We start from the raw sequence: 13,381 nt of genomic DNA, 5'->3' as shown, positions 1-13,381 counted from the left end.
ATTACGTACGGTGACTGGAGTTCAGACGTGTGCTCTTCCGATCTTCGGTGGACGGCCTCGCTGCTGATGTCCCCCGGTTCACCGCCCTCACCGACATGCCCGCCGGTGCCGACCTGCTCGGTCCGGTCCCGCTCCCGTCAGGCGTGCGCCCTCCGGCGGGTCTTGCCGATAGCAGCGCCGCGGGTGCGTTCGACGACGAGTCCACCGACATCGAACGAGTCCTGGTGCGCGTAGATCGTCGTGACGGGCGCAAGCTGGCCGCGGCACTCACGCAGGCGCAGACCCGCCGCAACACCAAACACGAGACCGGACCTATCCGGGTACAGGTCGACCCGCACACCATCGGCTAGCCTCGAACCCTGGTGGTGTCGTCCACCAACAGCCGATCGAACGTGTGCGAAGGGTCCTGATGAGAGTGGTGTTCGCCGGTACGCCGGAGGTGGCCGTACCCACGTTGCGTCGGCTGCTGGAGTCCGAACACGAGGTGGTCGGTGTGATCTCGCGCCCCGACGCCGTCTCGGGCCGCGGACGCAAAGTGTCCCGGTCGCCGGTAGTGCTGGCCGCCGACGAGGCGGGAGTCGAGGTGTTCCAGCCGCGTCGTCTGTCCGACGACGGCGTCGCCGACAAGCTAGGCGACTGGAATCCCGACGTCGCAGTCGTCGTCGCCTACGGCGGACTGGTGCCACCGGCGCTGCTGGACCTGCCCACACACGGCTGGATCAACCTGCACTTCTCGGTGCTGCCCGCCTGGCGCGGCGCGGCTCCGGTACAGGCATCGATCGCAGCGGGTGACGAATTTGCCGGGGCGACAACATTTCTGCTCGAAGAAGGGCTCGACACCGGCCCCGTGTTCGGGGTGATCACCGAACGCATCCGGTCCACCGATACCAGCGGCGACCTCCTGGCCAGGCTCGCCGAGGCGGGGTCGGGGCTTGTGGCCGCCACGCTAGACGGGCTCGACGCCGGCGCCTTGGTTCCGGTTGCCCAGCCGCTCGACGGGGTGTCGCACGCACCGAAGGTGACCGTCGAGGATGCCCGGATCCGCTGGGACCGGCCCGCGCATATCGTCGACCGGGTAATCCGGGCACACACCCCCGCGCCCGGCGCGTGGACCACCCTCGATGAGGCTCGCATCAAAGTGGGCCCGCCGCAAGGTATCTCCGAACCCGACGCCGACGAAGCGGTACTCGCGCCGGGTGAACTGCGTGTCACCAAACGTGACGTGTTCGTCGGTACCGCCGGAAAGCCGTTGCGGCTCGGGACAGTCCAGCCGCCCGGAAAGAAGCCGATGGCCGCGGCGGACTGGGCGCGCGGAGCCCGCTTGACCGACGGGCAGGTGCTGGGATGATCGGCACGCCGGGCAACCGTAGGCCCCGAACGGGCGGCGGAGACAGCCGTGGTCCCCGGGACTCACGGCCTCGCGATCAGCAGCCACGCGACAAGAAGTTGCGCGACAAGGACATCGACGTCGCCCGCGAGGCCGCCCGCGACGTGCTGCGCGCGGTCCGGGAACAGTCCGCGTACGCGAATCTGCTGCTGCCCAGGCTGTTACGGGAGCGCCGTATCACCGGACGGGACGCCGCATTCGCCACCGAACTCACCTACGGCGCCGCTCGCGCTCAGGGTCTGCTCGATGCGGTGATCTCCGCGGCCGCCAACCGTGGCGTCGACGACATCGACGGAAACGTCCTCGACATCCTTCGGCTCGGTGCGTATCAGCTGTTGCGCACCAGAACATCGGCCCACGCCGCGGTGTCCACGTCGGTGGATCTGGCCCGATCCGAATTGGGTATGGGCCCTTCGGGTTTCGTGAATGCCGTGCTGCGTAAGATATCGCAGCGCGACGAGGAACTGTGGATCGACGAACTGGCACCGTCGATGGCCGACGATATGATCGGCAACCTCGCATTCCGCTACGCGCATCCGAGGTGGATCGCCGAGGTGTTCTTCGACGCCCTCGGCCATTCGGCAGGGCAGCTGCAGGCGGCGCTGGCCGCCGACGACCAGCGTCCGCCGGTGCATCTGGTGGCACGTCCCGGGATGATCACCGCGGAGGAACTGGCCCTCACCAGCGGCGGCGACGAGGGTAGGTTCTCACCGTATTGTGTCTATCTACCGGGCGGCGATCCCGGTGCGATCGAAGCGGTGCGTGATGGTTTCGCCGGGGTGCAGGACGAGGGCAGTCAGCTGGTCGCGCGTGCGGTCACCGTCGCCGACGTCGGCGAGGACACCGGTCGCTGGCTCGACATGTGTGCCGGTCCGGGCGGCAAGGCCGCGCTGATCGGCGCGATCGCCGACATCGACGGCGCCCGCCTCCACGCCCTGGAGGTATCCGACCACCGCGCCGAGCTGATCCGCAAGGTGACCGGTGACCTGCCGGTCGACGTCCGCGTCGCCGACGCCCGCAGCTCCGGACTCGAACCCGGCTACGATCGCATCCTGCTCGATGCCCCGTGCTCGGGCCTGGGATCGTTGCGCCGCCGCCCCGAGGCCCGCTGGCGCCGCACCCCCGACGATGTCACCGAACTTGTGGTGCTGCAGACCGAACTGCTCACCGAGGCGCTGCGCCTGGTCAAACCCGGTGGTGTGGTGATCTATTCGACGTGCTCACCGCACCCCGCCGAAACCGTCGACATCATCGGCGCGGTGGTGTCGTCGGTGCCGGATGCCAGGCAACTCGACGCCCGTCCACTGGTCGCTGTCGGCGAACTCGACGGTTCGCTGCTCGGCCCCGGCCCGCACGTTCAGCTGTGGCCGCACCTGCACGGTACCGACGCCATGTTCCTGGCCGCGGTCACCAAGGACGGATAGTCGTCCCTTCGGGCGATACCCGAATCGCGCTGGGCTGCCTAGCGTCGAGGACACCACCGTAGCTGTTTCGTCCGAAAGGTCCCGTTCGATGAGATGTGTCCCGATCGTGTTCAGCGCCGTGTGCGCACTCGTCGTCGGACTGGGCGCCCTGGTGGCCCCGGCCCCCGCGCCCGCGGCCCCCACCACGACTTCACTGGAGGGTGCAATCCATGCGCTCACCAACGCCGAACGCACCAAGCGGAGCCTCGGCAAGCTCGGCACCAACGACTGCCTCAAGCGCTACGCCCTGGCGCAGGCACAACGGCAGGCCCGAGAGAACCGCATGTATCACCAGCAGATGAAACCGATCCTGAGCGCCTGCGGACTGCGCTACGTCGGCGAGAACGTCGCCGCCGGCTATCCCACCGCACAGTCGGTGATGGCCGGCTGGATGAACTCGCCCGGTCACCGCGCCAACATCCTCAAACGCGAGTTCAACCGCCTCGGCGTCGGCGTCGCCTACTCCACCTCCGGCCGCCCCTACTACTGCCAGGTCTTCGGTCAGGTCTGAACTGCGTCACCGAGTACACTCGCCCTCAAGGATTCTGTAGATCTCAAGAATCGAGGACCCGTGAACCTTGCAAAGCTCTCCGCCAATGGGCAGATCACTGTCCCGGTCGAGGTGCGTCGCCGACTGCGCCTCGTACCGGGCGACAAGGTGCTGTTCCTCGAGAAGCCGAACGGTGAAGTCGTCGTAGCCAAGGCTGGTGTCGCAGCATTCGCTGAGGCTCAGTCCGCCTTCGCCGGGGCGGCGGCGGACTTCGGCGTCGCCGACGAAACCGATGTCGACGTCCTCATCGCTGAGGCGCGCGGCCGAGCGTGATGCTCGTCCTGCTTGACACGAACATCCTCATCTCGGCGCTGATATCGCGTCGGCCGTCGACGTCATCGTCACCGGCGACAAGCACTTCCTGGCGCTCGACATCGCGAAGCCACAGATTTTGACTGCGCGTGGCTTCCTGGACACCTACGCTGAGACGTCCGACGCCGACTGACACCCTGACGGACTGCGCGGGCCCGACCCACGAGAACCGCACGTGACCCCAATGGCTACGGACTAGATGATCGCTAGCCAGCGAAGGTACTCTCCCCGGACAGTAAGGGCAACCGGACGTTTGGGGACCCAATGCGGGCCCGGGTCCCTCGCCGTCCGCGTCATGCGTTTCGGCGGACGGCAAGCACGTGGTCTATTGATTGAGGCGTGGGCCTGTTTGATCGTGGACCTCTGACTCCCGACTGTACGCAGCCGCCCGGATTCGGATGTGAGGCCGAACGGTGAGCAGGGCACATCGGGAGTCTTCCCGGACCGATTAGAATCAGCGGCCATGTGTACTGCCGGTAAGAGTCCGATGATCGCTCCGTCCATTTTGTCCGCCGACTTCGCCAATCTCGCCGCCGAGGCGGCTGCGGTGGCCAAGGACGGTTCGACGCGTGCCGACTGGTTGCATGTGGACGTGATGGACGGGCATTTCGTGCCGAACCTGACGCTGGGGCTGCCGGTGGTGGAGTCGATCCTGCGGTCCACCGACATCCCGATCGACTGTCATCTGATGATCGAGGATCCGGCTCGGTGGGCGCCACCATACGCCGAGGCCGGCGCCTACAACGTGACGTTCCATGCCGAGGCCACCAGCGATCCGGTGCCTGTGGCACGTGACATTCGCAAGGCCGGGGCGAAAGCGGGGCTCTCGCTCAAGCCGGGCACACCGCTGGAGCCGTACCTGGAGATTCTGAAGAGCTTTGACACGCTGCTGATCATGAGCGTCGAGCCCGGGTTCGGCGGGCAGAGCTTCATTCCGGAGGTGCTGGAGAAGGCTCGAGCCATCCGCAGGATCATCGACTCCGGCGACCTCACGCTGCTCGTCGAGATCGACGGCGGTATCAACGCCGACACCATCGAGCAGGCCGCCGAAGCAGGGATCGACTGCTTCGTCGCCGGGTCGGCCGTGTACGGCAAGGACGACCCGGGAGCGGCCGTGGCAGCACTGCGGGCACAGGCCGCGGCAGCGCGCTGACGCCATGGATTTCGACGCGCTGATGCTCCGGGCCATCGACGCCTCACGCGCGGCTCAGGGATTCAGCTCACCCAACCCGCCCGTCGGGGCGGTGATCGTCGCGCCCGACGGAACCGTCGTCGGGGTCGGGGCGACCCAGCCGCCCGGCGGACCGCACGCCGAGGTGATGGCGTTGCGCCAGGCAGGGGAGTCGGCCCGCGGTGCCACCGCGGTGGTGACTCTCGAACCGTGCAACCACACCGGCCGTACCGGACCGTGTGCGCACGCGCTGCTCGCCGCCGGGATCGCCGAGGTGGCATACGCTGTCGCCGACCCCAATCCGACGGCCGCGGGCGGAGCGCAGACCCTGCGTGCGGCCGGGGTGACGGTCCACGGCGGGATCGGTAGCACCGACGCAGAGGCAGGCCCGCTCAAACCGTGGCTCTTCCGGCAACGCCACGGGAGGCCGATGGTGACTGCCAAGATCGCCTCCACCATCGACGGCCGGATCGCCGCACCCGACGGCACCAGCCAGTGGATCACCGGCTCCGACGCTCGGGCACACGCCCACGAGACCCGCGCGCGGATTGACGCGATCGTCGTCGGCACCGGAACGGCGTTGCGGGACAATCCGACACTGACCGCGCGGCGACCCGGCGGGCAGCCGTACGCACACCAACCCGCACGTGTGGTCGTCGGAAAGCGCGACCTACCGGGCGACGCCGCCCTGCGAACCGAACCTGGCTACGTCCACGTGCACAGCCACGATCCCGCCGACGTGCTGGCCGCGCTGCCCGACGCTCTGTGGGTGCTCGTGGAGGGCGGACCGTCGATCATCGGGGCGTTCGCCGACGCCGACCTCGTCGACGACATCGACCACTACCTGGCGCCGGCACTCCTGGGCGCAGGTGCGTCGTCGGTCGGGGCCAATCAGGTGACGACCCTCGCGGACAAGCGCGTGTTCCGGCGCGAGGAGATCACCGAACTCGGCGACGACCTCTATGTCCGCTACCGCAGGCTGCGCTGACCGTCTCGCCTATTCGGCGGCATTCTTGCGCTTGTACCGGCGGACACCGAGGAACCACCCGACCGCGATCCCGATCGCCGTGATCACGGTCAGCGCCAGCCACTGCGGCATCGACACCTCGAACCAGAGGAAGTTGAAATCGAACTGGCTTCGGTTCTGGGCGATGAAGATGACGGCCACCACCGCAAGGAGGATCGGCAGCCAGTAGTGCTTGGCCAGCTCGAGTGCGGGATTGGCCGGCGCCGGCTGCGGGCTGGGCGAATAAGCGTCGGCGTTTCTGGCCATTGAGACTCCTTGTGACAGTGGATCGCAGTCCGGTGTATCGCACGCGGTCGCGGGTCACCGGCCATCGGCGCCGGTGGACACCATGAGACTAGACCCGGACAGCGTCGGGAATGTCGTGACAGGCCGGGAAAGACCGTGTCAGGCCGGGAACAGACCGTGACAGGCCAGGAAAGGACAAGGGGTTTGGCGCTCGGTGATTTCGGGAGACCGGGGTGATACGTACGCGTGCTAGCGTCGTTGCCAGAAGTTCTCGGGGCGGGGTGAAATTCCCCACTGGCGGTGACGACCGCGGCCATCCGGCCCGGCGAAGCCCGCGAGCGCTGCCACATCCCGGTCGGGATGGGCGGGTCAGCAGATCCGGTGTGATTCCGGAGCCGACGGTGACAGTCCGGATGCGAGAGAACAGGCGACTATGATGCCGTCTGCGTTCGCTCCGGGATGTGAGGACAGGAGCGCGGAGTGTTTACCGGCATCGTCGAGGAACTCGGCACCATCGTCGCACGTGACGATCTCACTGATTCGGCCCGCATCACCGTTGACGGGCCCCTGGTCACCTCCGACGCCGGTCACGGCGATTCCATCGCGGTCAACGGCGTGTGCCTGACCGTCGTCGAGTTCGGTGATGGTCGGTTCACCGTTGATGTGATGGCCGAAACCCTCAAACGCAGCTCGTTGGGCGCATTGGAGGCGGGCAGCAGGGTCAATCTCGAACGTGCGATGGCCGCCGGTGGGCGTTTCGGCGGGCACATCGTGCAAGGTCACGTTGACGGCGTCGGGGAGGTGGCGGCGGTCAGTCCGTCCGAAAACTGGACAGTGGTACGGATCGCGCTACCGGCCGAACTGTCGCGCTATGTTGTCGAGAAGGGGTCGATCACAGTCGACGGGGTGTCGCTGACCGTTTCGGCGGTGGGCGATGACTGGTTCGAGATCTCGCTGATTCCCACCACGCTGGCCGAGACCAATCTGGGAATCACCGAGCCCGGCCGCGTCGTCAACCTTGAGGTCGACGTGATCGCCAAGTATGTGGAACGCCTGCACAGCCAGGCCTCCCGAGGCGAGTAGAACTATTTCCCATAGCGAACAGCGACAAGCGAAGTGAGCACCATGTCTGAAGACACCGCGGCACCAGAGGTCAAGGTTGCGCAAGCCAGGGCGACGTTCGACACGATCGAACGTGCCGTCGCCGACATCGCGGCCGGCAAAGCCGTCGTCGTCGTCGACGACGAGGACCGTGAGAACGAGGGCGATCTCATCTTCGCGGCCGAGATGGCCACCCCTGAACTGGTGGCGTTCATGGTGCGCTACACCTCCGGCTACCTGTGTGTGCCGCTCGACGGCGACGACTGCGACCGGCTGGGCCTGCCCCCGATGTACTCGATGAACCAGGACAAGCACGGCACCGCCTACACGGTGACCGTCGACGCCCGGCTCGGCGTGGGTACCGGCATCAGCGCCGCCGACCGTGCAACCACGATGCGTCTGCTCGCCGACCCCAAGGCCACGGCCGCCGACTTCACCCGGCCGGGTCACGTCGTACCGCTGCGAGCCAAGGAGGGGGGTGTGCTCCGCCGCCCCGGACACACCGAGGCCGCCGTCGATCTGGCCCGCCTGGCCGGTCTGGCGCCGGCGGGCGTGATCTGCGAGATCGTCAGCCAGAAGGACGAAGGTCACATGGCGCAGACCGACGAGCTGCGTGTCTTCGCTGACGAGCATGACCTCGCCCTCATCTCGATCGCCGACCTGATCGCGTGGCGCCGACGCAACGAGAAGCATGTGGTGCGGGTGGCTGACGCGCGGATCCCTACGCGGCACGGCGACTTCCGTGCCGTCGGTTACACCAGCGTCTACGACGATGTCGAACACGTCGCCCTGGTGATGGGCGACATCGCCGGCAGCGATGCGCAGGGCAACGACGTATTGGTGCGCGTGCATTCGGAATGCCTCACCGGAGACGTGTTCGGCTCGCTGCGCTGCGACTGCGGTCCACAGCTCGACGCCGCGCTGGAGATGGTGGCCGATGAGGGTCGCGGCATCGTTCTGTACATGCGCGGGCACGAGGGTCGCGGCATCGGCCTGCTGCACAAGCTACAGGCGTACCAGCTGCAGGACGCCGGGCAGGACACGGTCGAGGCCAATCTGTCCCTGGGGCTGCCCGCCGACTCACGTGACTACGGACTCGGTGCGCAGATCCTCGTCGACCTCGGTGTGTCATCGATGCGTCTGCTGACCAACAATCCGGCCAAACGCGTGGGCCTGGACGGTTACGGGCTGCAGATCACCGAGCGGGTGCCGATGCCGGTGCGCGCCAACGCCGAGAACCTGCGGTATCTGCGCACCAAACGTGACCGGATGGGTCATGACCTCGACGGATTGGACGAAGCAGTGAGCAACGAAGGTGCCGTGCGGCCGTCCGGGCAGACCTCCGTGACGGGAAGCCCGGCATGAGCGGCGCAGGTGAACCGACTCTCGACCTGGGGGATGTGTCGGATCTGCGGGTGGCGATCGTCGGCTCGCAATGGCACGAGACGATCTGCACCGCACTCCTCGACGGCGCGCTACGTGCGGCGGCGGACGCCGGAGCGCCCGCACCGACGGTCGTTCGGGTCGCAGGCGCCATCGAGCTGCCGGTGATCGTGCAGGCCCTGGCCCGCACCCACGACGCCGTCGTCGCACTCGGCGTGGTGATCAAGGGCGAGACACCGCATTTCGAGTACGTCTGCGACGCGGTGACCGCAGGACTGACCCGGGTGTCGCTCGATGAGTCCACTCCCGTCGGCAACGGTGTGCTGACCACGCTGAACGAACAGCAGGCACTGGCGCGAGCCGGCCTACCCGATTCATCGGAAGACAAAGGTGCGCAGGCGATGTCGGCGGCGCTGGCATCCGCGGTGATCCTGCGGGACTTGGCCGCGGAGACTCCGGCGCGGTGAGTGTGAGCAGTCCGGTCACCGAATGGGAACTGGAGTACCGACCCGGCAAGCTGCGTCTGTACGCGGTGATCGCGGCCGTGGTGGTGCTCGCTATCCACATCGTGTTCGGTGCGCTGCTCACCATCTCCGACACCGGGGTCCGCAACGTGGGCGCGCTCGATCAGCTGTCGATCATGCTGATCGGCGTGGTCATCGCCGGCGCGATCCTGCTGTTCACCCGGCCCCGGATCCGCGTCGGGCCTGCCGGAGTATCGGTACGCAATCTGGTCACCGAGCGACTTTTCGAATGGGATCGGGTGCGGGGCCTGAGCTATCCGGAGTCGGGTTCGTCGGCACGTCTGGAACTGCCCGACGACGAGTACATCCCGGTGCTGGCGGTGCGCGCCTCCGACGGTGATCGGGCTGTCGCGGCCATGGACCGCTTCCGCGACCTCGACGCCGAGTATCGCTGTCGGTAGCTCGTACTAGCCTGGAGCGGTGGCCGACCCTTCTACCTATCGCCCGGCCCCGGGCACCATCCCCACCGATCCGGGTGTGTACAAGTTCCGCGACGCGCACCGGCGGGTCGTCTACGTGGGCAAGGCCAAGAATCTGCGGTCGCGGCTGACCTCGTATTTCGCCGATATCGCCTCGCTGCATCCGCGGACGCGGCAGATGGTGACGTCGGCGGCGTCGGTGGAGTGGACGGTCGTCGGTACCGAGGTCGAGGCGCTGCAGCTCGAATACAACTGGATCAAGGAGTTCGATCCACGGTTCAATGTCCGCTACCGCGACGACAAGACCTATCCCGTGCTGGCCGTCACCCTGAACGAGGAGTATCCGCGGCTCGCCGTCTATCGCGGCCCGCGCAAGCGCGGTGTGCGCTACTTCGGCCCGTATTCGCACGCCTGGGCCATCCGCGAGACCGTCGATCTGCTGACCCGCGTGTTTCCGGCGCGGACCTGCACCAACGGGGTGTTCAAACGGCATCGGCAGATGGACCGGCCGTGCCTTCTCGGCTACATCGATAAATGTTCGGCACCTTGCATCGACCGTGTCACGGCCGATGAGCACCGACGCATCGTCGGTGACTTCTGCGACTTCCTGGCAGGCCGCACCGACCAACTGATCCATCAACTCGAACGGGATATGTCCTCTGCTGCCGAGGATCTCGATTTCGAGCGGGCGGCCCGGCTGCGCGACGACATCAACGCCCTGCGCCGGGCGATGGAGAAGCAGGCCGTCGTGTTCGGTGACGGCACCGACGCCGACGTCATCGCCGTCGACTCCGACGACCTGGAGATGTCGGTGCAGGTATTCCATGTGCGCGGCGGCCGGGTCCGCGGCCAGCGCGGCTGGGTGGTCGAACGCTTCGACTCCGACGACGACGGCGAGGTGATCGGCCAGTTCCTCACCCAGTTCGACGGTGGTCAGGCCGACAGCGAGACCGGGGCGGGCGCAGGGAGGGGGGGTGCCGGGGCGAGCGCAGCGACGGGAGGTGCCGGGGCGAGCGCAGCGAGGGGGGATGACGGGGCGAGCGAAGCGACGAGGGATGTGTGCGAGTCGATCCCGCGTGAGGTGCTGGTGCCCGCGGTCCCCGCCGACGTCGACGAGGTGGCCGACTGGTTGTCAGGGCTGCGGGGTAGCAGGGTCGCGGTGCGGGTGCCTCAGCGCGGCGACAAGCGCACCCTGATGGAAACGGTGGCGCGTAACGCGTCGGAGTCGCTGGCCCACCACAAACTGAAGCGGGCAGGTGATCTGACTACCCGGTCGGCGGCGCTCACCGAGATCCAGCAAACCCTCGGACTCGACGAGGCGCCACTGCGGATCGAGTGCATCGACATCTCGCACGTGCAGGGCACCGATGTGGTGGCCTCGCTGGTAGTGTTCGAGGACGGCCTGCCCCGCAAGTCGGACTACCGGCACTACTCGATCAAAGAGGCTGCGGGCGAAGGACATTCCGATGACGTCGGGTCGATCGCGGAGGTCACGCGCCGCAGGTTCCTGCGGCACCGCGCCGATCAGGAACCGGTCGTCGATCCCGAGTCGGGCAAGACTCGCAGGTTCGCCTATCCGCCCAACCTGTTCGTCGTGGACGGTGGCCAACCTCAAGTCCAGGCCGCGGCCGCGGTGTTCGACGAACTCGGCATCACCGACGTTGCGGTAGTGGGCCTGGCGAAACGTCTGGAGGAGATCTGGCTGCCCGATGACGACGATCCGGTGATTCTGCCACGCAGCAGTGAGGCACTGTTCCTGCTGCAGCGGGTCCGGGACGAGGCGCACCGCTTCGCGATCACCTTCCACCGCAGCAAGCGGAGCAAACGGATGACCGAGTCCGCGCTCGACGGGATTCCGGGCCTCGGGCACGCCAGGCGTACCGCGCTGGTGAGTCATTTCGGGTCGGTGGCCAAGCTGCGGGAGGCGTCCGTCGACGAGATCTCGGCGGTCCCGGGTATCGGAGTGGCCACGGCGACTGCTGTTCGCGAGGCACTCACGGCCGGCAACGGGCACGATGAATCCAGGCAGCCAGGTGAACCCGGACAGATGGATGAACCCGGACAGACGGGTGAAGACGGGCAAGCGGATGAACACGGGCGGACCGCGGGGGCACATCTGGCCCGGGTCGCCGGAGGAGGATCTGTGGATGAGTGACTCAAACGCTCCGAGCGAGGTGAGCGGCCTGATGGTGCTGTTCGTGGCCGGGATGTCGGGTGCCGGACGGTCGAGCGTGGCCAACATTCTCGAGGATGACGGCTGGTATGTCGCCGACAACGTGCCGTCGTCGTTGGTGGCCAAGCTTGTCGACTTCGTCCACACCGACAGCCCGGCGATCGCCCGGATGGGGATCGTGGTGCGGGCCACCGACAGTGCGATCGACGACGAACTCGCGCAGGTGCGCGGCCAGCTGGCCCACGCCGGGGTGAGAACGCGCGTGCTGTTCCTCGATGCCAGTGACCAGATTCTGGTGCGGCGTTTCGAGCAGGTCCGCAGGCGACACCCGATGCAGGGCGGGGCGACCCTGATCGAGGGCATCGCGCGAGAGCGGGCAGTGCTTGATCCGATCAGGAATTCGGCCGACCAGGTGGTCGATACATCCGCCCTGAGCATCGCCAAGCTGCGGTCGGTCGTGGAGGGGATGTATCCGGGCAGCGGCGACGACAAGCTGAGCATCGCGGTGCAGTCGTTCGGGTTCAAATACGGACTGCCGATCGATTCCGACCTCGTGGCCGATGTGCGGTTCCTGCCCAATCCGTATTGGATTCCGGAACTGCGTGAACACAACGGCCGCGACGAGCCGGTGCGTGATTACGTGCTCGGGCAGCCGGAGGCTGAGCAGTTCGCCCGGACCTACGTCGAACTCGTCGCCCTGGTGGCGCCCGGGTACCTGCGGGAGGGCAAGCGGTATATGACGATCAGCATCGGCTGTACCGGCGGCAAACATCGCAGCGTGGCGATGACCGAGGAACTCGCACACAGGCTCGCGGAACTGTCCGGCGATGGGCCCTCGGGCTACGAGATCCGCGTGATGCATCGGGACCTGGGACGCGAGTGATGGGCGCGCTCAAGATCGTCGCGCTCGGCGGTGGGCACGGACTGTATGCGACGCTGACGGCGATGCGATACCTGTCCCGCGACGTCACAGCGGTGGTGACCGTCGCCGACGACGGTGGTTCGTCGGGCCGGATGCGGGCCGAACTCGACGTGATCCCACCCGGTGACCTGCGGATGGCGCTGGCGGCGCTGATGAGTGCACCCGCGGCGCTGGCCGATCGGGCCGAGGGCCCCGACCGTGATCGGCGCGCGTTGTGGGCCGACGCCTTTCAGCACAGGTTCGGCGGCAGGGGAGCACTGGCCGGACATCCGGTGGGCAATCTTCTGCTGGCCGGTCTGTCCGAACTCCTCGGTGATCCGGTGGCCGCACTCGACGAGTTGATCGAAGTGTTCGACGTCGACGGCCGGGTGTTGCCGATGTCATTGGTGCCGCTGGACATCGAGGCCGACGTGTCGGGGCTGGAAAGCGACCCGCGGATCAGCCGGTGCATCCGCGGTCAGGTGGCGGTGGCGACTACACCTGGCAAGGTCCGGCGGGTACGACTGCTGCCGGACGACCCGCCCGCGTGTGCGGAGGCGATCGACGCGATCGGGGCGGCGGACCTCGTGGTGCTCGGCCCGGGTTCGTGGTTCTCCAGTGTTATTCCGCATGTCTTGGTGCCCGAGCAACTCGCGGCACTGGGGCGCAGCACCGCCACGAAGGTGCTGGTGGTCAATCTGGCGCCGGAACCGGGTGAGACACCGGGCTTTTCGGTGGAGCGTCA

Annotated in this window: 14 protein-coding genes, 1 pseudogene and 1 riboswitch; of the genes and pseudogenes, 14 read left to right on the top strand and 1 reads right to left on the bottom strand. The window is 67.3% G+C overall.

Annotated features, from left to right (window positions below):
- Positions 1–92: 92 nt before the first annotated feature.
- The 7 genes and pseudogenes from Q0627_RS01670 to ribD all read left to right on the top strand — a co-directional run.
- Positions 93–350, top strand: a pseudogene (locus tag Q0627_RS01670) (primosome assembly protein PriA); the annotation flags it as partial.
- A gap of 59 nt (positions 351–409) precedes the next feature.
- Complete coding sequence (fmt, locus tag Q0627_RS01665) at positions 410–1,348, top strand: methionyl-tRNA formyltransferase (protein WP_298807363.1); 939 nt, start codon at positions 410–412, stop codon at positions 1,346–1,348.
- Positions 1,345–2,811, top strand: a complete 1,467-nt coding sequence (locus Q0627_RS01660) for an RsmB/NOP family class I SAM-dependent RNA methyltransferase (RefSeq protein WP_298807362.1) — start codon at positions 1,345–1,347, stop codon at positions 2,809–2,811. Before fmt ends, Q0627_RS01660 begins: the two co-directional genes overlap by 4 nt.
- A gap of 88 nt (positions 2,812–2,899) precedes the next feature.
- The gene (locus Q0627_RS01655) at positions 2,900–3,361 is read left to right on the top strand and encodes a CAP domain-containing protein (RefSeq protein WP_298807361.1); all 462 of its coding nucleotides are present in this window, start codon (positions 2,900–2,902) and stop codon (positions 3,359–3,361) included.
- Between the two features lie 60 nt (positions 3,362–3,421).
- On the top strand, positions 3,422–3,673 hold the full coding sequence (locus Q0627_RS01650) for an AbrB/MazE/SpoVT family DNA-binding domain-containing protein (RefSeq protein WP_291015974.1): 252 nt from the start codon (positions 3,422–3,424) through the stop codon (positions 3,671–3,673).
- Between the two features lie 502 nt (positions 3,674–4,175).
- Positions 4,176–4,865 carry a ribulose-phosphate 3-epimerase gene (rpe, locus tag Q0627_RS01645; protein ID WP_298807358.1) on the top strand — a complete coding sequence of 230 codons (690 nt, stop codon included), beginning with the start codon at positions 4,176–4,178 and terminating at the stop codon, positions 4,863–4,865.
- A gap of 4 nt (positions 4,866–4,869) precedes the next feature.
- Positions 4,870–5,871 carry a bifunctional diaminohydroxyphosphoribosylaminopyrimidine deaminase/5-amino-6-(5-phosphoribosylamino)uracil reductase RibD gene (ribD, locus tag Q0627_RS01640; protein ID WP_298807356.1) on the top strand — a complete coding sequence of 334 codons (1,002 nt, stop codon included), beginning with the start codon at positions 4,870–4,872 and terminating at the stop codon, positions 5,869–5,871.
- Positions 5,872–5,880: 9 nt separating this feature from the next.
- Here ribD and Q0627_RS01635 read toward each other — a convergent pair whose 3' ends face one another.
- Positions 5,881–6,156 carry a LapA family protein gene (locus Q0627_RS01635; RefSeq protein WP_298807354.1) on the bottom strand — a complete coding sequence of 92 codons (276 nt, stop codon included), beginning with the start codon at positions 6,154–6,156 and terminating at the stop codon, positions 5,881–5,883.
- Positions 6,157–6,398: 242 nt separating this feature from the next.
- Positions 6,399–6,564, top strand: a riboswitch (FMN riboswitch).
- A 51-nt stretch (positions 6,565–6,615) separates the two neighbouring features.
- On the opposite strand from Q0627_RS01635, the gene Q0627_RS01630 reads away from it, so the two are divergent.
- The 7 genes from Q0627_RS01630 to yvcK all read left to right on the top strand — a co-directional run.
- Positions 6,616–7,218 (top strand): riboflavin synthase, encoded by a 603-nt coding sequence (locus Q0627_RS01630; protein ID WP_298807352.1) that lies wholly within the window; start codon positions 6,616–6,618, stop codon positions 7,216–7,218.
- A gap of 42 nt (positions 7,219–7,260) precedes the next feature.
- Entirely contained in the window at positions 7,261–8,601 is a 1,341-nt protein-coding gene (locus Q0627_RS01625; RefSeq protein WP_291012595.1) for a bifunctional 3,4-dihydroxy-2-butanone-4-phosphate synthase/GTP cyclohydrolase II, read from the top strand.
- Positions 8,598–9,086, top strand: coding sequence for a 6,7-dimethyl-8-ribityllumazine synthase (ribH, locus tag Q0627_RS01620; RefSeq protein WP_298807349.1), 489 nt, complete (start codon positions 8,598–8,600; stop codon positions 9,084–9,086). The genes Q0627_RS01625 and ribH overlap by 4 nt, the downstream gene beginning before the upstream one ends.
- A gap of 2 nt (positions 9,087–9,088) precedes the next feature.
- Positions 9,089–9,544: a PH domain-containing protein gene (locus tag Q0627_RS01615; protein ID WP_298807364.1), complete on the top strand. Its 456-nt coding sequence runs from the start codon at positions 9,089–9,091 to the stop codon at positions 9,542–9,544.
- A gap of 19 nt (positions 9,545–9,563) precedes the next feature.
- Positions 9,564–11,717 (top strand): excinuclease ABC subunit UvrC, encoded by a 2,154-nt coding sequence (gene uvrC / locus Q0627_RS01610; RefSeq protein ID WP_298807347.1) that lies wholly within the window; start codon positions 9,564–9,566, stop codon positions 11,715–11,717.
- Complete coding sequence (gene rapZ / locus Q0627_RS01605) at positions 11,710–12,618, top strand: RNase adapter RapZ (RefSeq protein WP_291012588.1); 909 nt, start codon at positions 11,710–11,712, stop codon at positions 12,616–12,618. The genes uvrC and rapZ overlap by 8 nt, the downstream gene beginning before the upstream one ends.
- Positions 12,618–13,381, top strand: a 764-nt coding sequence (yvcK, locus tag Q0627_RS01600) for a uridine diphosphate-N-acetylglucosamine-binding protein YvcK (RefSeq protein WP_298807345.1), incomplete at its 3' end; no start/stop codon positions are given. The genes rapZ and yvcK, both read left to right, overlap by 1 nt.

This window comes from uncultured Gordonia sp., from assembly GCF_937858515.1.
Classification (GTDB): domain Bacteria; phylum Actinomycetota; class Actinomycetes; order Mycobacteriales; family Mycobacteriaceae; genus Gordonia.
The sequence above is the reverse complement of the archived record's forward strand: the minus strand, read 5'-3'. Positions and strand labels throughout refer to the sequence as shown.